23 protein-coding genes are annotated in these 22,189 nt (G+C 72.5%); 10 read left to right on the forward strand and 13 right to left on the reverse strand.

Features of this window, described 5'->3' with window-relative positions:
• Positions 1-134 precede the first annotated feature (134 nt).
• Genes ACIQVT_RS02285 through ACIQVT_RS02295 form a run of 3 tightly spaced genes read left to right on the forward strand, consistent with a single transcriptional unit; the run spans position 135 to position 3,563 of the window.
• Positions 135-1,841, forward strand: a complete 1,707-nt coding sequence (locus ACIQVT_RS02285; protein ID WP_403746082.1) for a carbamoyltransferase — start codon at positions 135-137, stop codon at positions 1,839-1,841.
• Positions 1,838-3,037 (forward strand): DegT/DnrJ/EryC1/StrS family aminotransferase, encoded by a 1,200-nt coding sequence (locus ACIQVT_RS02290; protein WP_403746084.1) that lies wholly within the window; start codon positions 1,838-1,840, stop codon positions 3,035-3,037. The genes ACIQVT_RS02285 and ACIQVT_RS02290 overlap by 4 nt, the downstream gene beginning before the upstream one ends.
• A 37-nt stretch (positions 3,038-3,074) precedes the next feature.
• Positions 3,075-3,563, forward strand: a complete 489-nt coding sequence (locus ACIQVT_RS02295; RefSeq protein ID WP_403746087.1) for a glutathione peroxidase — start codon at positions 3,075-3,077, stop codon at positions 3,561-3,563.
• Between the two features lie 38 nt (positions 3,564-3,601).
• On the opposite strand, the gene ACIQVT_RS02300 is transcribed toward ACIQVT_RS02295, so the two are convergent.
• The 10 genes from ACIQVT_RS02300 to ACIQVT_RS02345 form a co-directional block, all read right to left on the reverse strand.
• Positions 3,602-4,135, reverse strand: a complete 534-nt coding sequence (locus ACIQVT_RS02300) for a 2'-5' RNA ligase family protein (protein ID WP_403746089.1) — start codon at positions 4,133-4,135, stop codon at positions 3,602-3,604.
• Positions 4,136-4,243: 108 nt separating this feature from the next.
• Positions 4,244-5,734, reverse strand: a complete 1,491-nt coding sequence (locus tag ACIQVT_RS02305) for an alkaline phosphatase family protein (protein WP_403746091.1) — start codon at positions 5,732-5,734, stop codon at positions 4,244-4,246.
• An 84-nt stretch (positions 5,735-5,818) separates the two neighbouring features.
• Positions 5,819-6,883, reverse strand: a complete 1,065-nt coding sequence (locus tag ACIQVT_RS02310) for a 2-aminoethylphosphonate ABC transporter substrate-binding protein (protein ID WP_403746094.1) — start codon at positions 6,881-6,883, stop codon at positions 5,819-5,821.
• Between the two features lie 36 nt (positions 6,884-6,919).
• Complete coding sequence (locus ACIQVT_RS02315) at positions 6,920-7,717, reverse strand: ABC transporter permease (protein WP_403746096.1); 798 nt, start codon at positions 7,715-7,717, stop codon at positions 6,920-6,922.
• Positions 7,704-8,582 carry a 2-aminoethylphosphonate ABC transporter permease subunit gene (locus ACIQVT_RS02320; RefSeq protein WP_403746100.1) on the reverse strand — a complete coding sequence of 293 codons (879 nt, stop codon included), beginning with the start codon at positions 8,580-8,582 and terminating at the stop codon, positions 7,704-7,706. The genes ACIQVT_RS02315 and ACIQVT_RS02320 overlap by 14 nt, the downstream gene beginning before the upstream one ends.
• The gene (locus ACIQVT_RS02325) at positions 8,575-9,669 is read right to left on the reverse strand and encodes an ABC transporter ATP-binding protein (RefSeq protein WP_403746103.1); all 1,095 of its coding nucleotides are present in this window, start codon (positions 9,667-9,669) and stop codon (positions 8,575-8,577) included. The genes ACIQVT_RS02320 and ACIQVT_RS02325 overlap by 8 nt, the downstream gene beginning before the upstream one ends.
• A complete protein-coding gene (locus ACIQVT_RS02330; RefSeq protein ID WP_403746105.1) occupies positions 9,666-10,349 on the reverse strand; it encodes an HAD family hydrolase in 684 nt (227 codons plus the stop codon). Before ACIQVT_RS02330 ends, ACIQVT_RS02325 begins: the two co-directional genes overlap by 4 nt.
• 5 nt (positions 10,350-10,354) lie before the next feature.
• A complete protein-coding gene (locus ACIQVT_RS02335) occupies positions 10,355-11,479 on the reverse strand; it encodes a TIGR03364 family FAD-dependent oxidoreductase (RefSeq protein WP_403746108.1) in 1,125 nt (374 codons plus the stop codon).
• A 155-nt stretch (positions 11,480-11,634) separates the two neighbouring features.
• Positions 11,635-12,390, reverse strand: a complete 756-nt coding sequence (locus ACIQVT_RS02340) for a GntR family transcriptional regulator (protein WP_403746111.1) — start codon at positions 12,388-12,390, stop codon at positions 11,635-11,637.
• Positions 12,391-12,456: 66 nt separating this feature from the next.
• Complete coding sequence (locus tag ACIQVT_RS02345; protein WP_403746113.1) at positions 12,457-13,095, reverse strand: TetR/AcrR family transcriptional regulator; 639 nt, start codon at positions 13,093-13,095, stop codon at positions 12,457-12,459.
• 65 nt (positions 13,096-13,160) lie between these two features.
• Here ACIQVT_RS02345 and ACIQVT_RS02350 point away from each other — a divergent pair, with 65 nt between their 5' ends.
• A complete protein-coding gene (locus ACIQVT_RS02350; protein WP_403746119.1) occupies positions 13,161-14,096 on the forward strand; it encodes a zinc-binding dehydrogenase in 936 nt (311 codons plus the stop codon).
• A 369-nt stretch (positions 14,097-14,465) separates the two neighbouring features.
• On the opposite strand, the gene ACIQVT_RS02355 is transcribed toward ACIQVT_RS02350, so the two are convergent.
• Positions 14,466-15,245: an NAD(P)H-dependent oxidoreductase gene (locus ACIQVT_RS02355; RefSeq protein ID WP_403746122.1), complete on the reverse strand. Its 780-nt coding sequence runs from the start codon at positions 15,243-15,245 to the stop codon at positions 14,466-14,468.
• 138 nt (positions 15,246-15,383) lie between these two features.
• Between ACIQVT_RS02355 and ACIQVT_RS02360 the strand changes: the two genes are divergently transcribed.
• The 3 genes from ACIQVT_RS02360 (at position 15,384) to ACIQVT_RS02370 (ending at position 18,424) form a co-directional block, all read left to right on the forward strand.
• On the forward strand, positions 15,384-16,232 hold the full coding sequence (locus ACIQVT_RS02360; RefSeq protein WP_403746126.1) for a helix-turn-helix transcriptional regulator: 849 nt from the start codon (positions 15,384-15,386) through the stop codon (positions 16,230-16,232).
• A 340-nt stretch (positions 16,233-16,572) separates the two neighbouring features.
• A complete protein-coding gene (locus ACIQVT_RS02365) occupies positions 16,573-17,736 on the forward strand; it encodes an acyltransferase family protein (protein ID WP_403746133.1) in 1,164 nt (387 codons plus the stop codon).
• Positions 17,737-18,151: 415 nt separating this feature from the next.
• Positions 18,152-18,424: a hypothetical protein gene (locus tag ACIQVT_RS02370; protein WP_403746135.1), complete on the forward strand. Its 273-nt coding sequence runs from the start codon at positions 18,152-18,154 to the stop codon at positions 18,422-18,424.
• A 36-nt stretch (positions 18,425-18,460) separates the two neighbouring features.
• On the opposite strand, the gene ACIQVT_RS02375 is transcribed toward ACIQVT_RS02370, so the two are convergent.
• Positions 18,461-19,315: an alpha/beta fold hydrolase gene (locus ACIQVT_RS02375; protein ID WP_403746140.1), complete on the reverse strand. Its 855-nt coding sequence runs from the start codon at positions 19,313-19,315 to the stop codon at positions 18,461-18,463.
• A gap of 52 nt (positions 19,316-19,367) precedes the next feature.
• Here ACIQVT_RS02375 and ACIQVT_RS02380 point away from each other — a divergent pair, with 52 nt between their 5' ends.
• The gene (locus ACIQVT_RS02380) at positions 19,368-19,955 is read left to right on the forward strand and encodes a TetR/AcrR family transcriptional regulator (RefSeq protein WP_403746146.1); all 588 of its coding nucleotides are present in this window, start codon (positions 19,368-19,370) and stop codon (positions 19,953-19,955) included.
• A gap of 106 nt (positions 19,956-20,061) precedes the next feature.
• On the forward strand, positions 20,062-20,598 hold the full coding sequence (locus ACIQVT_RS02385) for an HAD domain-containing protein (protein WP_403746148.1): 537 nt from the start codon (positions 20,062-20,064) through the stop codon (positions 20,596-20,598).
• 26 nt (positions 20,599-20,624) lie between these two features.
• Here the strand turns inward: ACIQVT_RS02385 and ACIQVT_RS02390 are convergent, their stop codons facing one another.
• Positions 20,625-20,978 carry a hypothetical protein gene (locus ACIQVT_RS02390; protein ID WP_403746151.1) on the reverse strand — a complete coding sequence of 118 codons (354 nt, stop codon included), beginning with the start codon at positions 20,976-20,978 and terminating at the stop codon, positions 20,625-20,627.
• Positions 20,979-21,387: 409 nt separating this feature from the next.
• Between ACIQVT_RS02390 and ACIQVT_RS02395 the strand changes: the two genes are divergently transcribed.
• Positions 21,388-22,101, forward strand: coding sequence for a maleylpyruvate isomerase family mycothiol-dependent enzyme (locus ACIQVT_RS02395; RefSeq protein ID WP_403746156.1), 714 nt, complete (start codon positions 21,388-21,390; stop codon positions 22,099-22,101).
• Positions 22,102-22,189: the final 88 nt, after the last annotated feature.

Consider the following 22,189-nt stretch of genomic DNA (forward strand, 5'->3'; position numbering starts at 1 on the left):
TTCGGCTGGAACGCGACTCGATCCGACCGGAGGATGGCTCATATGCGTCTGATGGCTCACCAGTTGGAACAAGGTAGCGTTACGTCCACGTGCTCGCCAAATCAGTAGGCCGAACTGGCAGTAAGGACGGCAGTATGCTGGCTCTCGGGCTCGGTGGTTCCAACCATGACTTCTCGGCCTGCCTCGTCGAGAACGGTGAGATCGTCGTCGGTATTGAAGAGGAGCGGCTCACCCGCCGCAAATACGCCGTCAATGTGAATTCACTCGCGAACCAGTGCTGGCGGTACTGCCTGACCGCCCGCGGGGTCCGGCTCGGCGAGGTCGGGGCGATCGTCGCGGACGACACCCTCCTGCCCAGCTGCTACTTCCCCTTCCGCAGCCGCGTGACGCTCGTCCGGCACCACATGGCCCACGCCGCCAGCGCCTTCCTGCCCTCCCCCTTCCCCGAGGCGGCGGTCCTGGTGGTCGACGGGGCCGGCAGCCTCTTCGAGGGGCACGGCGTGGAGACGATGACCATGTCCGTCGGCAACGGCACGGAGATCACCGAGATCTCCAAGGTGTACGGGACCAACTGGAGCACCGACGGCCTGCGGGAGGCCAAGGTCTACCAGGCCGGCGACAGCGACCACTCGCTGGGCTTCATGTACAAGGCGGTCAGCCGGGCCATCGGCTTCACCCTCTACGAGGAGGGCAGCTGGTACCTCACCGAGGACGGCAAGACCATGGGCCTCGCGCCCTACGGGACCGACCGCTACCGCACGGAGTTCCACCGCTACCTCGACCTCCTGCCGGACGGCCGGTTCGCGCTGCACCTGAAGGACGGCGGACTGCTGGGCTTCGTCGAGCACGCCCTGGACGGATTCGAGGGCGACGAGCGGTTCGCCCGGGGCGCCGACCTCGCCTGGGCGGCCCAGGACCTGCTGGAGACCGCCGTCCTGCACGCCGCGCGCTGGCTGCACCGGGAGACCGGACTCTCCCGTCTCTGCCTGGCCGGCGGCGTGGTCCTCAACTCGGTGGCGAACGGCAAGATCCTGCGCGACACACCGTTCACCGACGTCTTCGCCCAGCCCGCCGCGGGTGACAACGGCTGCGCGGTCGGCTGCGCGTACTACGGCCACCACGTCCTCGGCGGGCAGCCGCGGCCGCGTGGCCCGAAAGCCCCGAGGACGGCCCCGCGGCCGCAGCGCCACACCTACCTCGGCCGCTCGTACAGCACCGAGGAGATCCGAGCCGCCCTCGACGCCTCGGGGCTGCCCCACCGCCGCGTGGCGCGGCCGGCCCGGCTGGCGGCCGGACTCCTCCCCCGGGGCGCGCTCATAGGCTGGTTCACCGGTGGCTCCGAGTTCGGGCCGCGCGCCCTCGGCCACCGCAGCATCCTCGCCGACCCGCGCCGCGCGGAGATGAAGGACATCCTCAACCGCAAGGTCAAGCACCGCGAGGCGTTCCGGCCGTTCGCCCCGGCCGTCCTCGCCCACCGGGCCGCGGAGTACTTCGAACTCGACATCGAGTCCCCGTACATGCTGCTCGTCGCGCCGGTGCGGGAGGACAAGCGCCAGGAGGTGCCGGCCATCACCCACGTCGACGGGACGGCACGGGTCCAGACGCTGACCCCGGAGGCGAACGGCGCCTTCTACGAGCTGGTGGAACGGTTCGGCGAGCTCACCTCCGTCCCCGTCGTGCTCAACACCTCCTTCAACGACCGCGGGGAGCCGATCGTGGAGACCCCCGAACAGGCGCTGGCGTTCTTCGGGCCCAGCCGGCTGGACTACCTCTTCCTGGAGGACTTCGTGGTGGCCCACAGCACGACGGACCTCGACACGGTGACGGAGGCGGCCGCGTGACCGACGGCCCGGGCATGCGCTACGAGACCTGGCGGGCCCTCGCGCTGTGGGGGGAGGAGGAGGCGGCCGCCGCCATGGAGGTGATCCGGTCCCGGTCGCTGTTCCGCTACTACGGGCCGGACCTGCGCCACCGGACCGACGCGTTCGAGGCCGCGTTCTCCGAGCTGGCGGGGGTCGCGCACACGGTCGCCGTGTCGTCCGGCACCGCCGCGCTCACCGCAGCGATGATCGGCCTGGCGATCCCGCCCCGGGCGGAGGTGATCGTGCCGGCCGTGACCTTCGTCGGCAGCGTCGGCGCCGTCGTCGCCGCCCGCGGCGTCCCCGTCTTCGCCGAGGTCGACGACTCGCTGACCCTGGACCCCGCGAAGCTGGAGGAGCGGATCACCGAGCGGACCTGGGGCGTGATGCCGGTCCACCTCAACAACGTCGCCGCCGACATGGGGCCGATCACGGAGGTGGCGCGCCGGCACGGACTGCGGGTGATCGAGGACGCGGCGCAGGCCGCCGGCGTCAGCTACCGGGGACGGCCCGTCGGCGGCCTCGGCGACGCGGGCGCCTTCAGCTTCCAGCTCGACAAGAACATCACCGCCGGCGAGGGCGGCGCGGTCACCGTGGCCGACGCCGACGTGTACGACCGGGTGGCCCGGTACCAGGACCAGGGCGGCCAGTTCACGACCTCCAAGGGCGCGACGCGGGGAACCGCGGACAGCCCGCCGTTCGTCGGCGCCAACCAGCGCATGACCGAGCTGACCGCGGCCATCCTGTCCGCGCAGCTCCCCCGGCTGGTCCCCATGTGCCGGCGGCTGCGCGACGTGGCGCGCCGGGTGCGCGCCGAGACGGCCGATCTGCCGGTGCGCTGGCGGCGGCTGCCGGACGAGGACGGCTCGGGCGGGGACCTGACGCTGTTCCTCGACTCGCGGCTGGAGGCGCGCGGCTTCGTCGCCGGCCTGAACGCCGCGGGCATCCCGGCGCACACCATGTACCAGGGGCAGCCGGTGACGGCCAACCGAGCCGTACGGGACGGGCGTACGCCCTGGGGCGTGGAGTGGGACCGCCCTCCGCGCCTCCGGATCAGCGAGGCGCTCCTCGGCCGCTCCGTCACCATCGGTCTGGGTGCCGCCATGACCGACGAGGACGTCGACGCCGTCGTCACCGCTTTCCGCAAGACCTACCCGGGCACCACCCGGACCGACTGAACGGGCACCCCCGACAGGAGCGGAGCGACACACCGAGATGAGCCTGTACGACATTCCCGTCCGCACCCTCGCCGGGGAGCCCGGCGACCTGAGCCCCTACCGGGGGAAGGCCCTGCTCGTGGTCAACGTCGCCTCGCGGTGCGGGCGGACACCGCAGTACGCGGCGCTGGAAGCACTGCACCGCCGCTACGGGCCCCGCGGGTTCGCGGTGCTGGGCTTCCCCTGCAACCAGTTCGGGGAACAGGAGCCGGGCACACCCGGGGAGATCCGGGCGTTCTGCTCGACCACCTACGACGTCACCTTCCCCCTCTTCGAGAAGGTGGACGTCAACGGCGCGCGGCGGCACCCGGTCTACGAGGTGCTCACCGCCGTCCCCGACGAGCACGGGATCGCCCGGGACGTCGAGTGGAACTTCGAGAAGTTCCTCGTCTCGCCCGACGGCCGGGTGGCACACCGCATCGGTTCACGCGTCAAACCGGACGCCCCGGACGTCGTCGCCCGGATCGAGGCACTGCTGCCGGTCTGATCCTGGTACCGGGCCGCTCCGGAACGCCGGGGGGCGGTTCAGGGGCGGGGCTCCAGGACCTCCAGGGCGCCGGTCTCGGTGTCGTAGCTGCGCAGCGTGGTGAGTCGGAGCGCCGGGGGTGGCGTCGGCAGCAGCTCGGGGACCCGCCGGTCCGCGAAGGCGCCGGCCCTGCGGGTCCGGCCGAGGGTGATGTGCGGGCTCCACCGTCCGGGCGCGTGCAAGGGGTTGAGGGTCTGGGGCGGGCTGTCCGAGGCCACCGCCTCCCACACCCGGCGGTGCAGGCCGGCCAGGGCGGGGTCGAGGTCCAGCGCCCAGGCCAGCACGGAGACGGGCCGCTCGAAACGGACGACGCCGGTGCAGCGCACCGGCAGCGGCAGGGCGGCCGCGACCTCGGCGAGCTCCCAGCGGATGGGGGCGGTCAGCTCCGGGCAGGCGGCCAGGGTGAGGTGCGGGCTGTTGGTCGGTGAGCGGTGGCGCGCCTGACTGGGCAGCCCCGCGTCCGCCAGTCGCCGCCAGGCCTCCCGGATCGCGAGGTCCGCCGCCGTGTCCAACAGGAGCTCGACCGTACGCACCGTCGCAGCCTACCGGCGACCGGCGGCGGGGCCGCCGCGGCCGGGCCGTCGGCCCGAGGGCCCGCGCCCCTCGGGCCGACGCCCTCGTCACCCTGCCGCATCGAGGAATCAGGGTCGGACGTGTACGCCGTCGACCACCCAGTACCAGTTGTCGCCCCCGGTGTAGCGGAAGCGGACGCGGGCGGAGGTGGCGCCGGCCGGGACCCGGAGGGTGACGGTCTCGGTGCGGGAGGGCACGTCCGCCGTGTAGGTCCGGACGCTCACCGGGGCGCCGTCGTCGTAGGAGACGAGGACCTCGCCCTTCTGCGGGGCCTCGTGCCGGTAGAACGTCGTGTACGTCAGGGTGGCGGTGCGGCCGCCGGTGACCGGGTACGTCGGGCTGACCAGGGTGGAGTCGAAGGTGCCGGTGACGGTCTTGTCGCTCCACTCGTCGCCGTCGGCGACCGCGAAGACGTCGCGGGCGCGGACGTTGCACTCGCGGTTCTGGTCGCGCTGTGCCTGGGTCCAGAACTCGTCCGTGGTGAAGGACCAGCCGCGCCACTCGGTGACCCCGCCGCCGCCCATCGCGGAGTTGTCGACCGTCCAGCCCGGCGGCGGGGTGTGGGTGAAGCCGACGAGTCCGGCCGGGACACCGCTCTCGTCGGCCCGGGTCCGCAACTGTCCGCGGAGGGTGTCGAAGTCGTCCGGGGCGGGCTGCTGCACGGGGCGGCCGTCCAGGCCCCAGGCGGGGTCGATCGCGATGCCGAGGTGGGCGAGCGCGGAGGCGGCGACGTCCGGCATCCTCACGTCGTGGCGGACCGAACCGGGCGCGAGCGTCGGGCCGGTGGCGATCAGGAAGGTCTGGCGTTCCGGGAGGCTGGAGCCGCCGTGACCACCGGCGTCGGTGTGTCCGTGGTCGGCCGTGATCATGATGAGCCAGTCCTCGTCCGCGTAGGACGGGCGGGCTTCCACGGCCTTGATCAGCTGCCCGACCTGCGCGTCCGCGGTCCGGATGGCGTCCAGGTACTGCTGCGAGGCGGCGCCGTGGCTGTGGCCGGCGTGGTCGACGCCGTCGAGCTGCGCGAACATCGCGTCCGGGGCGCCGTCCCGCAGCTCGGCGACCGCGCGGGCGGTGGTGCCGGTGTCGTACTCGGCGCTCGGGGTGGAGACGCGGGTGCCGACCTTCGCCGAGAAGACGGTGTCCGTGAGCGGCGCCCAGGAGGAGACCGCGTACGTCGTCAGCTCCGGCTTCGCGGTCTCCACGCGGGTGAGGAAGTCGGGGTACTGGGCGAACCTGTTGCCGGTGAAGGCGTTGTCCTTGACGTTGTGCTTGTCGGGCCAGACGCCGGTGATCAGCGTGGACCAGCCCGGGCCGGACAGGGTGGGCGCCAGCGGGGCGGCGTGGATGCTGCTCGGCGCGGTGAGCCCGGCCGCCATCAGGGCGTCGAGGTTCGGTGCGTCGGCGTCCTTGATCCGACTCAGCAGGGCACCGTCCAGGCCGATGACCAGCACCTTCGGGGTGCGGGCCGCGGCGCGGGCGACGGTGGCGAGGGGGCCGGCGGCGACGGCGAGGGCCGCGGCGGAGACGAGGAGGGTGCGGCGGGACGGGTGGCGTGACACGTGATCCTCCGGGGTCGGGTGTGTGCGGCGCCGGTTCCGGGCCGGTACGGGGGTGGGCGGTGTGATGCGGGGCCGCCGGGGCGGTCAGCTGCCGGTGGCGGACTTCCAGTCGTCGACGTACGCGGTGAGGTTCTTCTCGATGTCGGCCCAGTCCGGCTCGAAGACCTTCACGCCGCGCATCAGCTGGGCCAGCGCGACGGCGTTGGCGTCGGTGGCCTCCACGTCGGTGCGGACGCCGAAACCGCCGCCGACCTCGCTGACCTGCTGCTGCGCCGCCCGGTCGAGCATGAAGTCGATGAGCTTCCTGCCGTTCTCGTTGTGCGGGGCCCCGGTGACCAGGCCGGCCGCGTAGGGCAGCGCGAACGTGGTGGGCCTGCCGTCCCGGCCGGCGGGGAACCAGAGGCCCAGGTGGGGCATGGTCCTGGACTGGGCGTAGTTCATCTGCACATCGCCGTTGGCGACGAGGAGTTCGCCCTTGTCGACCTTCGGGGCGAGCTTGCCGGTGGAGGCGGACGGGCCGACGTTGTTGTCCTGGAGCTTGCCCAGGTAGTCCAGGGCGGCCCGCTTGCCGCCGAAGTCGTGCATGGCCTTGACGAGGACGGCGGTGCCGTCGCCGGCGACGCCGGGCGTGGAGTACTGGAGCTTGTTCCTGTACCTGCCGTCCAGCAGTTCCTGCCAGGTCTTCGGGGCCCGGGTCAGCTTCTCCTTGTTGTAGACGAACCCGAAGTAGTTGTTGACGACCGCCGTCCAGGTGCCGTCGGCGGCCCTGTCGGCGCTGCTGACCCGTTCGGAGCCCTTGGGGGTGTACTTGCGCAGCAGGCCCTTGCCGTCGGCCTGCTGGATGAACGGCGGCAGGGTGACGAGCACGTCGGCCTGTGGGTTGCTCCGCTCGCGGGCGGTGCGCTGCACCATCTCGCCGGAGCCGCCCTCGACGTACTTGACCTTGATGCCGGTCCGCTTCTCGAAGTCCGTGAAGACGCGGTCGTACCAGCCGTCGCCGTTCTCGCCCTTGAGTCCGTCGGCGCTGTAGACGGTGACGGACTTGGCGTCGGAGGCGTCGGAGGACGACCCGCACGCGGTGAGCAGCGGGGCGGTGAGCAGGAGGGGGCCGGCGAGGGCGGTGGCGGCCTTGAGACTGTATCTGGGCATGGCGAGGCTCACTCCGGTCGGATGGAGGGGTGTGGGTCAGCGGTAGGAGGCCCGGGTGCGGACGCGAGAGAGGGCGAACAGCACCAACAGCGTCGCCGTCATGAGGACCACCGCGACGGCGGAGCCGGCGAACAGGGCGCCGCGGTCGGTGGCCGCGTGGATCAGGACGGGCAGCGGGGTCCAGTCGGGCGGGTAGAGCATCATCGTGGCGCTCAGTTCGCCCATGGACAGGGCGAAGCACAGGCCGGCTGCGGCGGTGAGCGAGGGCAGCAGCAGCGGGAGCCGCACCCGGCGCAGCACGTACGCCGGGCTCGCGCCGAGGGAGGCTGCGGCCTGCTCGAAGGCCGGGTCGAGGCGGCGGATAGCGGCCGACACCGACTGGTGGGCGAAGGCGGTGACCAGCACGGTGTGGGCGAGGATCACGATCCAGCGGGTGCCGTTGAGCAGCAGGGGCGGCTCGGAGAAGGCGACCAGCACGGACAGGCCGACGACGACGGACGGTACCGCGACGGGGAGGACGAACAGGGCGTCCACCAGCCGTCGGTGACGTTTCCGCAGGGCCGCGGCGGCCAGGGCGGCCCAGGTGCCGGCGATCAGGGCGAGCAGGCTCGCGGCCAGCGCGGTGAGCAGGCTGGTGGTGAGCGCCTGGAGGGCCTCGCCGCGGGTGGCGGCCCGGTAGTGGGCGAGGGTCGGGCCGGAGGGCAGGACGCTCGACCAGTGGGTGGCGAAGGAGGCGCCGAGGACGACGAGGAGCGGCAGCGCGAACACGGGCAGGAAGAGCAGGGCGAACAGCGCCCAGATCGTCCACCTGGCGCCCCGGCTATGCACCAGCACGACGGCTCACCACCCGGTAGAGGCCGTACAGGCCCACGGAGAGGACGACGTTGACGACGGCGACCACGCAGGCGCCCGGGTAGTCGGACTCCAGGATCGCCTTGCCGTAGACGAGGGTCGGCAGCGTGGTGACGCCCTTGGCGCCGGTGAACAGCACGATGCCGAACTCGTTGAGGCACAGGACGAGGACGAGGCTGCCGCCGGCGGCGAGTGCGGGCAGCGCCTCCGGAAGGATGATCCGCCGTACGATGCGCGGCGCGCGGGCGCCCAGTGAACCCGCCGCCTCCAGCTGGGCGGTGTCGAGTTGGGCGAACGCGGCGAGCAGCGGCCGCACGACGAACGGCGTGAAGTAGGTGACTTCCGCGAGCAGGACGCCCCACGGTGTGGTCAGGAAGGCGAAGGGTCCCTCGGCGGTGCCGGTGACGGACGTCCACATCCCGTTGGCCAGGCCGGCGCTGCCGTAGACGAACAGCAGGGCGAGCGTGACGAGGAAGGACGGGAAGGACAGGAAGACGTCGATGAACCGGGCGACCGCCTTCGCGCCGGGGAACGGCACGAAGGCGATGACCAGTGCCAGCAGGAAGCCGAGCACCAGGCACCCGGCGGTCGCGGCGAGGGCGAGCCACACCGTCGTCCACAGCGCCTCGCGGAAGGCGGTGGAGGCGAGGACGTCGGCGTACGGCTCCAGCGACGTGCCGCCGCTGTCCGGCCGGAAGGACTGCCGGACGACGAGGGCGAGGGGGTAGAGGAAGAGGACGGCGAGCAGGGCGACGGGGGGCAGCGCCCACAGGGGGCGGCTGTCGCGGGGCGGCCGGGTGCGGCCGGCCGCCGGTGCCGCGAGTGGCGTCCTCGGTGGCCTACTCATCGCCCGCCCCGGCGGCGAGCGGGGCCGCGGGCCGCGGTGCGGCGCTCATCCCGGCCGCGAGCAAGGTGGCGTCCCGCGGCGCGAAGTGCAGGGTGACCCGGTCGCCCAGCGCCGGCGGGTCCTCCAGTTCGCGCAGGTCGGCCATGATCCGGTGGCCGTCCACGTCGACGTACAGCCGGTGGGTGGCGCCGCGCCACTGGAGGTCGGTGAGCGTACCGATGAGCGCGTTGGGGCCCGCACCCAGGCCGACGAGGTGGGGGCGTACGCACAGGGTGGCCTCGGCCCCGGCCGTGGCACCGCCGGTGGCGACCTCGATCGGCGCCTCACCGAGGCGGACCCCGCCGCCGGTCACGGTGACCGGCAGCAGGTTGGCATTGCCGACGAAGGACGCGGTGAACGCGTTCGCGGGCGCCCGGTACAGCTCGCGTGGTGTCCCGCAGGCCTGGAGCCGGGCCTGGTCCATCACCGCGATCCGGTCGGCGAGGGTGAGGGCCTCGACCTGGTCGTGGGTGACGTACAGCATCGACACGTCGGGCAGTTCGCGGTGCAGGCGGGCCAATTCGGTGAGCATGCCGGAGCGCAGCCGGGCGTCGAGCGCGGAGAGCGGCTCGTCCAGCAGGAGCACCGAGGGCCGGATGGCGAGCGCGCGGGCGATGGCGACGCGCTGTTGCTGGCCGCCGGACAGCTCCCGCGGGTGGCGGCGGGCGTGATGGGCCATGCCGACCAGGTCCAGTGCCTCGGCGACCCGGGTGCGGATCTCCTCCTTGGCGGCCTTGCGTGCCTTGAGCCCGAAGGCGACGTTGTCCTCGACCCGCAGGTGCGGGAAGAGCGCGTAGCTCTGGACGACCATGCCGATGCCGCGCCGGTGCGGCGGCAGGTCGGTGACGTCCCGGCCGCCGAGGTGCACGCGCCCCGCGGCGGGCCGCACGAACCCGGCGACCGCCCGCAGTGCGGTGGTCTTGCCGGATCCGGACGGCCCGAGCAGTGCCATGACCTCGCCGGGTTCGACGGTGAGGTCGAGGGAGTCGAGGACGACGTGGCCGCCGTAGGCGACGGTGACGCCCTCGAACCGGATGCCGCTGCTCATCCGAGTACTCCCGGCAACGACCCTACGGAGGCGAGGACGTGGGTGGCGCCGGCCCGGCGCAGCTCCGGCTCGCGGTGCGCGCCGGTCAGCACCCCGGCCACCACTGCGGCTCCGGCCCGTACGCCGCTGAGCATGTCGTAGGAGGTGTCACCGACGACGGCGACCTGACGGACGTCGTCCGCGGCCTTCGTGCGCAGGAATGCCTCCAGCACCATGTCGGGGTACGGCCGTCCGCGCCCGCCGGCGTCGGCCGGGCACAGGGTGAGCGGCACGAGGTCGCGCCAGCCGAGCGCGTCGAGGACGGCGTCCTGGGTGGTACGGGCGAAGCCGGTGGTCAGCACGACGGTGCGGCCGGTGGCCCGGATCCGTTCGACGGCCTCGCGGGCGCCGGGGACCGGTGCGATCAGGCCGCCGTCGACGAGGTCGCCGTAGGCCTTCTCGAAGGCGGCGTTGGCCCGCCGGGCGAGGTCCTCGGTGCCGAACAGGTGCCGGAAGACGGAGATCTTCGACTCGCCCATGGTGGCGCGTACGTAGGCGAGTTTCTCGGCGTGGTCGTCGCTGCCGGGCTCGACGCCCAGTTCGGCGGCGGCCGTCTCGAAGGCCTGCTCGACGAGGCCGCCGTCGGCGACGGTCGTGCCGGCCATGTCGAGGACGACGAGGCGGATGTCGTGGTTCGTCATGCGGGTCACCAGTTCAGTTCGTTCGCGGTGGTCTCGGCTATCGCGGGTGAGCAGGTCATGCCGCGCCCGCCGGGCCCGGTGACCAGCCACACGCCTTCGCGCACCTGCTGCCGGTGCACGACCTGGCGCGGGTCGGTGCACTGGGCGTACACCCCGGCCCAGCGGTGCCGGATCGGGGGCAGCGCCCGGCCCAGCAGGGACTCGACGACTCCGGTGAGGTGGTCGTAGGGGGCCTCGACGGTGTCGAAGGCGAAGGGGTGCTCGTACTCGTGGGTGTCGCCGATGGTCAGGCCGCCGTCGGCGCGCTGCACCATCAGCAGTTGCATGCGATGGGCGGCGGCCGTCCTCGCCTGCGGCTGTCCGGCGTCGAGCCGGTCGAGTGCGGGCGAGACGTACGCCGGGTAGTAGCGGAAGCTGTCGGCGTCGGCGACCGAGGTGGTCAGGGTCTCGTCGAGCGGGGCGGTCTGCATCATCTGTAGCCGCACCCGGCGCACGGGCAGGTCGGGGCCCACCAGTTCGCGCACCAGGCCGCCGAGCCAGGCGCCGGTGGCCAGGATCACGACGTCGGCGCGGTGCACGTCACCGTGGTCGTCGCGGACCGCGTTCTCCCCGATCACCTCGCGGACCTCGCGGCCCGGCAGGAAGGTGTAGTGCGGGGACCTCGCCAGTTCGGCGCGCAGGGCGATCTGCGCGGTGCGCGGTTCGACGGCGGCGTCGCGTGCGCAGTGCAGGGCGGCGGTGAACTCGCCGCGCAGGGCGGGGTTCAGGGCGCGGGCCCGGTCCGGCGTGAGCAGCTCGTAGCCGCGGGCCGGGGCGTCCGCGCGGGCCACCGCGGCCTCGGAGACGGCGAGTTCGAGGTCGCTGCGGACGGGGGTCAGCGAGCCGTTGGGGCGGAAGCCGAGCGCGGGCACCCGCGCGCCGATCTCCTGCCACAGCTCGCGCGCCCGCAGGGCCGTTTCCAGCTCCTCGCCCCCCGCTCGGCCACTGATCCAGATCTGGCCGAAGTTGCGCAGGGAAGCTCCGCGCGCCTCGCTCTCACGCTCGATCTGTACGACCTCATGGCCGCGCTGGACTGCTTGCCAGGCGTGCATGGTTCCCACCACGCCGCCTCCGACGACTGTCACTCTCACGTCGGTCACGCTCCTCTCGCCGGGGGAACCGGATCGGTCCGGACACCAACGGGAGCATGAACGAGGCATCACGTTTGGACTAGACCCGTTATCATCTCGTTACCAAAAGGCGAGGGTGGTGGCCGGGCGCGGAGGGGCCCGGCCGTGGGTCGGCCTCAGCCGCGCAGGTGCGCGGTGAAGGAGAACCGGTCCCCCCGGTACAGGCTGCGCACCCGTTCCAGCGGCCCACCGTCCGCGTCCCGGGAGACACGGTGGATGAGCAGCATGGGCAGCGCGGGCGGCGTGCCGATCAGCAGCGCCTCGCGCGGGGTGGCCAGCACCGTCTCGATGCGCTCGTCGGCGTCGCCGAACGCGATGCCGCGGCTGCGGAGGTAGCCGTAGAAGGAGGAGTCCGGCTCGAAGTCGGTGTCCAGGCCGGGCACGCGGGCCACGGCGACATAGGTGCTCTCCAGGCCGACCCGCTCGTCGTCGGCGAGGAGCACCCGCTCCAGGTGCCAGACGGGCTCGCCGCGCGTCAGCCCGGTCTCGGCGGCGAGGGCGTCCGGACAGGGGAAGCGGTCCAGGGTGACGAGGGCGCGGCCCGGGGTACGGCCCTGGCGGCGCACGCCCTCGGTGTAGCTCGCCAGGGACAGCGGCTGCTCCAGCTTGGGCCCGGCGACCACCGTGCCGCGCCCCTGCCGGCGCAGCTTGCCCTCGAGCACCAGTTCGCGCAGGGCTTGCCGGACGGTCTCGCGGGCCACGTCGTACCGCTCGGCGAGGTCGCGTTCGGTGGGGATCACGCCGCCCTCCCCCAGTTCGGCGACGAGTCCGTCGATGCGGGCCTTGACCGCGTAGTACTTGGGGATGCGCCCGTGCTCCGGGATGCCGGAGCGGACGGGGGCGCCGGGGGCCTGGTCGTTCGGGTAGTCCACCCGAGGATCGTCGCAGACGCGGCCTCCCCGCCCGGAACCGCCTCCGCCCTGCCCAGCGGGGGTTGGCTAACCCTGTCGTGCCGCCAGCGCCGCGACCGCGGGGATCGCCGAGAACGCCCGGCGCATGTGCCGGACGAGTGCCGCGCGGTCCCGCTCGGCGGTGTCCGGCGCGGTCCATGCCTCGAGTGCGCAGTGCCAGGCGCCCAGCATGAGGTCGAGCAGGAGGCGCACCTCGACACGGCCGGGCGACCCGCCGGCCAGCCGGTCCGACGTGATCCGTACGACGCCGGCGGAGACCTCCGAGCAGTGGCGCAGGCTGTGCGCGGTCAGCGCCGGGGTGCGGTCGGCCAGGCTGCGACTGGCCAGGAAACGCCGTTCCCAGCCGTCCGCCATGTGCTCCAGGGCCGCGAACAGCGCGTCCTCGTAGGCGGCGAGCAGGTGCTCGGCGGTCAGGGGCCTGCTCTCGATGTCCGCGAGGTAGGCGGCCCACAGCTCCTTCTCCGGAGCCAGGGCCACGTCCTCCTTCGAGGTGAACACGCGGAAGAAGGTGCGCTTGGAGACCTCGACCGCGTCCACGATCTCGTCCAGGGTGACCGTCGCGAAGTCCCGTGCGGTGAACAGCTCCAGGGCCGTGTCGACCAGCGCCTGGCGGGTTCGCAGCTTCTTGCGCTCGCGCAGCGGCAGTTCCTTCGGGGCCTCGTTCACGGCGTCAGCCTATCAGTCACCCTTGCCCCTTGTGCGCTTATGCCACTCAGTGGCACTCTCTCGTCATGAAGGCATTGACGATCGATCACGCCGCGCCCGGACACCTCGCTCTCGCCTCGGTGGCCGACCCCGAACCCACCGCCCATCAGGCCCTGGTGCGGGTCCACGCGTTCTCCCTCAACGCCGGCGAGGTCAACCACGTCATCCCCGAGGGTGAGACCGGCGCGGTGCCCGGCTGGGACGCCGCGGGCGTGGTGGTCCGGGCGGCCGCCGACGGCTCCGGCCCCGCGGCCGGCACGCCCGTCGTCACGGTGGGGGCGGACGGAGCCTGGGCTGAACTGCGGGCCGTCGACACCGACTTGATCGGTACCGTCCCCGAGGGAGCGGACCTCGGCCCGATCAGCACGCTGCCGGTCGCGGCGGGCACGGCCCTGCGCGCCCTGCACCGGATCGGCCCCGTCCTGGGGCGGCGTGTCCTGGTGACCGGCGCGGGCGGCGGCGTGGGCCGCTTCACCCTCCAGCTCGCGGCCCGGGGCGGCGCACACGTCACCGCGGTGACGAGCGATCCGGCGAAGGCGGACGCGCTGCGCGCACTGGGCGCCGACGAGATCGTCACCGACCTGGGCGCGCTGCGGCACCTGGAGCCGGTGCACGGCGTGGTCGAACTGGTCGGCGGCGCGCACATGGTCGCCGCGCACGGTGCCCTGGCCGAGCACGGTGTGCTGGTCAGCGCGGGTCACATCTCCGGCGAGGGCGAGCAGTTCCCCTACGGAGCCCTCTTCGGCGACGGCCGTCGCCACAACCGCCAGATCACCACCTACTACCTCCTGGACGACTCCGCCGGCCTGGGCGCGGACCTCACGTGGCTCGCCGCGCTCACCGCCCGCGGCGAACTGGACGCGCAGGTCGCCCTGCGTACCGACTGGACGGATGTGGCGCGGGCAACCGCCGAACTGGCGCGCGGCCGCGTGCCGGGCAAAGCCGTCATCGACGTCCGCTGACCGGGTGGCGGTGACGCTGTGATCACCGACGACGAGGTGCTGGCCCTTCTGGTCGAGCGCGTTCCCGAGACCAGGCCCCTGGTCGAGGAGAAGTACGGGCTTCGACAGGGCGAGGCGCCGCCGACGGTAGGCACGGGGCCGGACCTGTACGACAACCTGCTCGACCTCTTGACGAGGCCGGTGCGGGGAGCGGGTGTCGCGCATGCTCCGGCACTACGGGGTCAGGGGCTACGAACGCGGTCTGCCCCCGCCCTGAAGGGACACCGGGCGGGTGGCCCGCCCCTCGGTCCTCCCGGCGGTGGCGTGCCGGACGCCACCGCCGGGGCGCGTACCGGCGGCAGGCACCGTCGCGGACCGGGAGGGCGTCGGTCAGTCGCGCACGTGCAGCCCGAAACCCGTGCGGCCCGCGGGCTCCAGCCCCTCCTTCAGGTGCAGCGAGGGAATCTCGTAGTCGCCGAAGTTCTGCCGCCGGAAGGGGATCGGCTCGGTCGACTCCAGCGTGAGGAGGCGCTGTTCCCAGGCCTTGGCGACGTCCGGGTAGTCCTCGTCGGTCATCCGGTCGGTGCCGAACAGCACGAACGGCGGCAGTACCTCGATGCCCGGGTAGTAGAGGATGCCGTGCTGGATCGGGAACAGCAGATCGTCGATGGGGCCGTTGATCCCGCGAGCCGCGTACTGCGACTCCGGGCCGCCGGCGGTCACCGACAACAGGGCCTTCCTGCCCGCGAGGGTGCCTTCGCCGAAGCGCTCGCCGTACTTGGTGTCGCTGTGCTCACCGACGCCGTACGCGAAGTTGAAGGTGAACACCCGGTCCACCCAGCCCTTGAGGATCGCCGGCATCGTGTACCACCAGAGCGGGAACTGGAGGATGATCGTGTCGGCCCACAGCAGCTTCTCCTGCTCGGCGCGGACGTCCGCGGTGAGCGTCCCGGCGTCGAAGGCCCGGCCCGAGTCCCGGGCGACCTTCAGCGGGCGTGAGGCCTCGGGACCGTAGTCCGCGGCGTCCACGACGGCCTTCCAGTTCATCGCGTACAGATCACTCACCCGCACCTCGTGCCCGGCGTTCTCCAAGGTGGACACCGCGAGGTCCTTCAGTGCCCCGTTGAGCGACTTCGGCTCCGGGTGGGCGTGGACGATCAGCGTCTTCATGGTGACTCCTTCGGATCGGATGCCTTCGATCCTGGGGGCCGCGACGCACGGCATCCAGGGGCGCCCGAACCCTCGGCCGGGACTTCCTGGTAACGGCAGGACCACCTTCACGGGCGCCGCCGGGGCGATACTCGGGGCATGGACGATCTTGCGAGCTTCCTGCGCACCCGGCGGTCCCGGGTCGACCCGGCCGCCGTCGGCATACCCACCGGCAGCCGTCGCCGGGTCGAGGGGCTGCGCCGGGAAGAGGTCGCGCACCTGTCCGGGGTCAGCGTCGACTACTACGTACGCCTGGAGCAGGGCCGCGCGACCCAGCCCTCCGAGCAGGTCCTCGACGCGCTGGCCCGCGTCCTCGGGCTCGACGCGACGGAACGCGAGCACCTGTGCCGACTGACGCGGCAGCGCCGGCGCCCCTCGCGGGCACCGGGCGGGCGGGTCAGACCGGAGTTGCTGCGCGTCCTCGACCTGGTCCCCGACGCCCCCGCGCTCATCATCAACCACCGCCTGGACGTGCTCGCCGGGAACCGCCTCGCCGGGCTGCTCCACAGCCGGCCGCTGCCGGGCCTGAACACCGCCCGCCACATCTTCCTGGAGGAGACCGAGCGCGGGCTCTACGCGGACTGGGACAAGTGCACGCTCGACGTGGTCGGGCACCTGCGCCTGGCCGCCGGCAAATACCCCGAGGACCAGCGCTTGGCCTCCCTCGTCGGCGAACTGGCGATGGGCAGCGAGCGCTTCCGCCGGCTCTGGGCCCGCGCGGACGTACGCGCCCGCGCACACGGACGCAAGGCCTACCGGCATCCGCTGATCGGAGTGCTGGAACTGCACCAGGAGAACTTCGCGCTGCCGGACGAGTCGGGTATGGAGCTGATCGTGATGTCCGCCGCCCCCGGCAGCCCCACCGAGGACGGGCTGCGCCTGCTGGCGGGCCTGGGCGCGGCCGGCGACGACGCGCGTCCCGCGGTGGAGGAGCGGGTCCGCGAGTGACCGGACGGCGCGTGCTCACGGCGGGGCCGGGCGCCCCCGGGCCGGACGAGGGGCACCGACCCACCGCGAACTGAGCCGGTCGGGATCCGGCGCTCCGGGGGTGGGCGGTCGCGGTCCGGCTCCGGCGGACGGGTGACGGTGGTCCGGCGCTTCGGCCGACAGTCGGTCGGCGCACCGTTGACGGCGTGTCGGAGCGTACCGGCAACGGGTGTCACCCGGTCGCGCCGACACCCCGACACGATGCGGCCCACCCGGCCGGGGATGAGCGGTGACAGGCGGTCGATGTGGCAAATTGGCCGTCGCCGAATCCAGTGCCCAGGCGCGGAGGAGACACCGTCGCATGCCCTCCCCCACGGGCGCGGGAAGACTTCCGTCGCTGACCGGCCTGCGCTTCCTCCTGGCGGCCTGTGTCCTGGCGGCCCACACCTTCTCGGGTTCGATGCTCTTCGGCGCGGAACTCCAGACCGCGCTCTCGTCGGCGGCGGTGCCTCTGGCGACCTGCCCGGTCTCCGGGTTCTTCGTCCTTTCCGGCTTCGTGCTCGCCTGGTCGCACCGGCCCGAAGACCGGGCCGGAGCCTTCTGGCGACGCCGCTTCTGGCGGATCTACCCCAACCACGCGCTGGGCTGGACCCTGGGCGCGCTCTTCTACGTGTTCACGACCGCCCCCAGTCCCATGGCGGCCGGCGGCAGCGCCACGACGCTGGGCGGGACGGCCGAGTTGCTCCTGGTGAAAGTCTGGGTGCCTGCCCGGGAGGTGTTCAACGGCTTCAACGACCCGTCCTGGTCGGTTTGTTGCGAAGCCTTCTTCTACCTGCTGTTCCCGTGGCTGATCTCTGCCGTCCGGAGCCTGAGCCGGTCCGGCCTGCGTCGCGCGTGGCTGCTCCTCGCCTGCGTGATCCTGGCGCTCCCCTCGGTGGCGCTCGCACTCGGCGGGCCCCCGCTCCCGGGGTGGCCGCTCGGCGTGAGGTCGGTCTGGTTCGCTTACGTCTTCCCGCCCGCCCGGCTCCCGGAGTTCGTCCTCGGGATCGTCACCGCACGCCTCGTCAGGGAAGGGCACTGGCCGAGGCTGAACGCGCCGACCCGTGCCGGCGCCTTCGCGGTGGGGCTCGCCGCCACTCCCTTCCTCCCCCTGACGTACTGCCTCGGGACCACCTCCAGTGTCCCTTTCTCCTTGGTCATCGCCGGGCTGGCCGTACGGGACGTCCACGGCAGGGGCCGTCTCCTCGCGCGGCCCGCCGCGGTGGCGCTCGGGGAAGCCTCGTACGCCCTCTACATCACGCACTTCCCCCTGCTGATGTCCGTCCGGCAGGCGGTCGGCGTCCACCACCGGTTCTCCGCGCCCAACGGTGTCCTGTTCGCGCTGGGATCGATGGCGGCGGCGCAGACGGTGGCTCTGATCGTCCACCGCCGGTGCGAGCGGCCCGTCCAGGCGTGCCTCGCGGAAGGCAGGCGCCGGCGCCGTGTGGGCCGGCCGCTCCGAGCGCACCACGGCGCCGGTACGTGAATCGCCTTGTCGTCGCTCGACCCGGCCGGCTCGGACCGTGTTCGGTGGCCGTGGGTAGGGTGGCGGCATGTACACGCGGGGGCGCAGGCTCAGATTCACAGCGGTGTCGGCACTGGTCGTGCTGGCCCTGACCGGGTTCTCCTCGAGCCGTGGTCACGGGAGCCGCGGTCATCACAGCGGTGGTGGGGGCGGCTGTAGCAGCTCCAGCCAGGACCACGACGGTACGTCGACGTCGGGTGGCGGTGGCTCGCACGGTGGCGGCTCGTCCAGCGGTGGTACGTACGGGGGCTCGTCCAGCGGTGCCACGTACGGCTCGGGGACCAGTACCGGTGGCAGCGGTGGCGGTACGTACCGTTACCGGCCCACCCACCGTTCCACTCCCACGGCCTCGTCCTCCGGTGGTACCGCCCGGCCCATGACGGATGGGACCGCCGTGCTCAGGCGCTGCGCGAGCATCAACGACCCGTACGCGACCGTCCGGGTCAGCAATCCGAACGGCCGTGACGGCAGCTTCACGGTGAGGGTCAGCTTCAAGGACCGGCAGGGTGGCACCGTGATGGACACCACTGATCGGGTGTCGGTCCCCGCCAAGGACAGCGCGACTGTCCGGGTGCCCGTTCCCGGCACGGGGCGCGTGGACGAGATCGATCACTGCGAGGTCGATCCACGGGCGACCGCCGAGCGGTGACGGGGCGCGGTGGCTCACCGCGCCCGGGAAGGACCGTCAGGCCGGCGGCTCACCGGGAGCGGGAGAGGTGAGGAATCGTCCGATCTCGCGCGCCACGGTCTCGGGTTCGTCCAGCATCGACAGCACATAGGCGTGCGGCACCTCGGCGTACTGTCCGGCGGGCAGCAGCCGCGTCAGGCGGTGGCCGTGCTCGGGCGGCATCACGCGGTTGTCGGGCGACCACAGGACGAGTGCCCGCCCGGGGAACCGGCTCAGCGCCTCGGTGTGGCGGACGAGTTCCGCCCGGTCGAGCGGTCCGTTGCAGTAGGAGCGCAGGTCACGGCGGATACGAGGGTCTCTGAGGAGCGGTTCGGTCCAGCGGCGGATCAGCTCGTCCGGTACCGGTCGCCGGGCCATCAGCCCGAACAGCATCGGCAGCCGGCGCAGCGGGCCGACGCGCAGTTGGCGAGCGGCGAACCACAGCCCCCCGGGCATCCGGGCGGCCAGGGTGACCATCTTGCCGGGCAGCCCGGGCGGGAAGTTGTCGAACGCCTCGCACGGGAGGATCACCTGCCGGGCCACGCGGTGGTCGCGTCCGTGCGCGGTGAGGAAGAGCGCCCCGCCCCAGTCGGCGTGGACAAGGGTGACGGCATCCAGGTCGAGCGCGTCGAGGAAGTCGGCGACCAGGCCGACCTGTCCGCGCAGCGTGAGATCGGCGTCCGGCTTCATGGGCCGCCGATGGGAACCCAGGGGCAGAACGGGACGGACGTACGTGAACCCCTGCGGCAGCAACGGTAATACGCGGTCCCACACCGTGTGGTCCATCAGGAGTCCGTGGAGCAGGACGACCGGTGGCCCGGATCCGGTCACGTCGTACTCGACGACACCGGCCGCAAGCTCGACTTCCCGCACGACAGCCTCCGCTGGAACGGTCTCTCTAGAGTGACTGTTCTAGCATAGGGACGTGAAGACCGACGAGCGGATCGCGCTGGCGATGGCGGAACTGCTGCGCAAGCAGGGGTACGGCGCCACGGGGATCAACCAACTCGCCCGCGCCGCCGGCGCCCCCACCGGCTCCATCTACCATCACTTCAAAGGGGGCAAGCGCGAGGTCGCGGCGGCGGCACTGCGGCACACCGGGGCCGCCTACATCCAGTTGCTGCCACTGCTGCTCGACGCTCACGCCGATCTCGCGACCGGGATCGAGGCGGCCTTCGCCACCGCCGCCGAGGACATGGAGACCACGGGCTGGGCCAACATGTGCCCCGTCGGCACCGTCACGGCCGAGGTCGCCGACACCGAACCCTTGCTGCGCGAGGTCGCCGCGGAGGTGATGGGGACCTGGGTCGACGAAGGCAGTCGGTACCTGACCACCCGCGGACTGTCCGAGGCCGACTCCCGCAGCGCCATCTACGCCGTGCTCACCGCCATCGAGGGAGCGTTCGTCCTCGCCCGCGGGTTGCGCTCCGCGGAACCGTTCCTGGCCGCCGGGCGCGCGGTCGCGACCTACGTCGCCTCGCTGCACGACGTGCAGGTCAAGACCGCGCCGTGACGCGGCGGTTCACCGCGGCCTTCTCCGACGCGCGCGTCCCGTGATCCTGGGGCGGTCGACGTCGCGCTACGCTCGCCCCTCAGCCGACTGCCAGGAGGAGGACGTCGTGGCAAGGCCCCTTCTCTACCTCGACGTCGACGGCCCACTGAACCCGTACGCGGCCAAGCCGGAGCGGCGCCCGCAGGGTTACTCGACCCATCGCATGAAGCCCGAGGGATGGGTCGACCAGCACCCCGGCGTGCCACGGGCCCAGGTGAAGCCGCTGCGTGTGTGGCTCAACGCGGAGCACGGAAGAAAGCTGCGGGAGGCGGGCGCGAGCTACGACGTGGTGTGGGCGACCACCTGGGGCGCGGAGGCGAACACGTTCATCGCCCCCTTGCTCGGCCTGCCCGAACTGCCCGTTGTGGAATGGCCCGCGGTACTGGAGGCGGGCCCGGACGGCACGTTGTGGAAGACACCGCACCTGCTCGCGCACGCGGCCGGCCGCCCTTTCGCCTGGGTCGACGACGAACTCGGCGAACCCGAACGGGCCTTCGTCGCCGCGCATCACCACGCCCCCGCGCTCCTGCGGCACGTCGACCCCCGACGCGGACTGCGCGACGAGGACTTCGCCGCCCTCGAAGCCTTCGCGCGCCGCCTGTGAACTCGCACCGCGTGACCGATGAAGCCTCAGCGGAACTCGTGGACCACCTGGATCTCACCGACGATGTGCGCGTTGAAGTCGTCCAGTTCCTCGGCCGGAACCCAGAGCTCGAGGATCGTCCGCCCGCCGGCCTGCTGGACGGGATACCGGCTCAAGAAGTCCGAGTCGACCTCGAAACGAGTGACGAAGCCGGCGCCGTCGTGCTTCACGTTCCAGTCCCGGGCGATCCTGACGGCGTAGTCCTCGTTCAGGACCGGGTAGAAGATCGGCTGCTCGGGCAATCGGGGTGGCCAAGCCCGCCAGTTCAGCTCGCGCACCAGATCCAGCTCTCGGGGGCCGGTGGGGCGCCACAGGGTCGTCGTCGCTCGCCGGCCGGTCATCTGCGTCACTCTCTCGACGTGAGCCGCCGGTAAGGCGGTTCGGGAGAGCGGACGATACCGGCACCGCGGAATCAGCAGCCAGGCGGTTGCCACCGCCGGGCCGGCTCCATCGAGGTCATGGCGTCTGTCGGGGGCCGGTGCGCGTCCGGGAGAGCACCGAGGTCGGAGGGTGGCGCCCCGTTCGCGTCGTCGCGTCCGTGCCGCGCCGGGTGCCCGGACTGAAAACACCTTCCTGCAAAGCCGAGTTGGCCCGGCACCACGGAATTCGGCATGGACAGCCTTCAACAGACTGTGGCAGCTTGGAATCCGTAGTGGAAATATACTTCCGCAATACGAGAGTCCTCGTCATCCTGACTGACCGCCTCCTTCGCCCGCCTCACCGGCGGGTCCGACTTCCTGGAGACCGCCGATGAAGGAGATCGACCCCGGTCCCACGGCCTTCCGTGAACTGACGCGCGCCGCCGAACGGTTGCTGGCGGCGGTGGCCGGTCTGAGCGACGCGGACATCGCCGCCCCGTCCCGGCTGCCCGGCTGGACCCGCGCGCATGTGCTCAGCCACCTCGCCGCCCAGGCCCCCGGGCTCGAACGCCTGCTGACCTGGGCCCGTACCGGCGTCCGGACCCCCCAGTACGCGAGCCGTGAAGCCCGGGACGCCGAGATAGAGGCCGGGGCTCGGCTGCGCGCCGCGGAGCTGGTGGCCCGGGTGCGGCAGAGCGCCGCGCACTGGCAGCGCACGGCCGAGACGCTGCCCGGCCCCGCCTGGGACGCCGTCGTCGTGCCGTTCACCGGCGAGGTGTGCACCCCGCGCCGCATCCTCGTCATCCGGCTGCGCGAACTCGTCCTGCACCTGGTCGACCTGGACGTCGGCCACGAGGTCGCGGACATCCCGCCGGCGACCCGGGACATCGTCCTGGCCGATGTCCTCGGCTACTACGCCCGGGCCGAAGGCGTGCCGTCGTTCACCGTGCACGGCGCCGGCGGTGAGGAACTGGCCCGGTTCGGGGACGGGGGGCCCACGGTCTCCGGGACAGCGGCGGACCTCCTCGCCTGGCTCAGTGGCCGCGGCACCGGCGACACCCTCGACGCACCCGGCGGCCTCCCCGCGCTGCCTCCGTGGATCTGACCCACGTCCACCCGGACCACCGAGGACTGCGACCGCCATGCCCCGGCCTTCCCGCCGATTCCCCCGCTTCCCGTGCGACGGGATCCGC

Origin of the sequence: Streptomyces sp. NPDC100445, assembly GCF_044759735.1 — a bacterium.
Lineage (GTDB): Bacteria > Actinomycetota > Actinomycetes > Streptomycetales > Streptomycetaceae > Streptomyces.

What these genes read in the sequence shown, in the direction of transcription:
- ACIQVT_RS02370 (WP_403746135.1), top strand. Translation starts at nt 18,152, where the DNA reads ATGACGGATGGGACCGCCGTGCTCAGGCGCTGCGCGAGCATCAACGAC.
- ACIQVT_RS02355 (WP_403746122.1), bottom strand. Translation starts at nt 15,245, where the DNA reads ATGAAGACGCTGATCGTCCACGCCCACCCGGAGCCGAAGTCGCTCAAC.
- ACIQVT_RS02285 (WP_403746082.1), top strand. Translation starts at nt 135, where the DNA reads ATGCTGGCTCTCGGGCTCGGTGGTTCCAACCATGACTTCTCGGCCTGC.
- ACIQVT_RS02310 (WP_403746094.1), bottom strand. Translation starts at nt 6,883, where the DNA reads ATGCCCAGATACAGTCTCAAGGCCGCCACCGCCCTCGCCGGCCCCCTC.
- ACIQVT_RS02390 (WP_403746151.1), bottom strand. Translation starts at nt 20,978, where the DNA reads ATGACCGGCCGGCGAGCGACGACGACCCTGTGGCGCCCCACCGGCCCC.
- ACIQVT_RS02395 (WP_403746156.1), top strand. Translation starts at nt 21,388, where the DNA reads ATGAAGGAGATCGACCCCGGTCCCACGGCCTTCCGTGAACTGACGCGC.
- ACIQVT_RS02330 (WP_403746105.1), bottom strand. Translation starts at nt 10,349, where the DNA reads ATGACGAACCACGACATCCGCCTCGTCGTCCTCGACATGGCCGGCACG.
- ACIQVT_RS02360 (WP_403746126.1), top strand. Translation starts at nt 15,384, where the DNA reads ATGGACGATCTTGCGAGCTTCCTGCGCACCCGGCGGTCCCGGGTCGAC.
- ACIQVT_RS02350 (WP_403746119.1), top strand. Translation starts at nt 13,161, where the DNA reads ATGAAGGCATTGACGATCGATCACGCCGCGCCCGGACACCTCGCTCTC.
- ACIQVT_RS02365 (WP_403746133.1), top strand. Translation starts at nt 16,573, where the DNA reads ATGCCCTCCCCCACGGGCGCGGGAAGACTTCCGTCGCTGACCGGCCTG.
- ACIQVT_RS02325 (WP_403746103.1), bottom strand. Translation starts at nt 9,669, where the DNA reads ATGAGCAGCGGCATCCGGTTCGAGGGCGTCACCGTCGCCTACGGCGGC.
- ACIQVT_RS02320 (WP_403746100.1), bottom strand. Translation starts at nt 8,582, where the DNA reads ATGAGTAGGCCACCGAGGACGCCACTCGCGGCACCGGCGGCCGGCCGC.
- ACIQVT_RS02295 (WP_403746087.1), top strand. Translation starts at nt 3,075, where the DNA reads ATGAGCCTGTACGACATTCCCGTCCGCACCCTCGCCGGGGAGCCCGGC.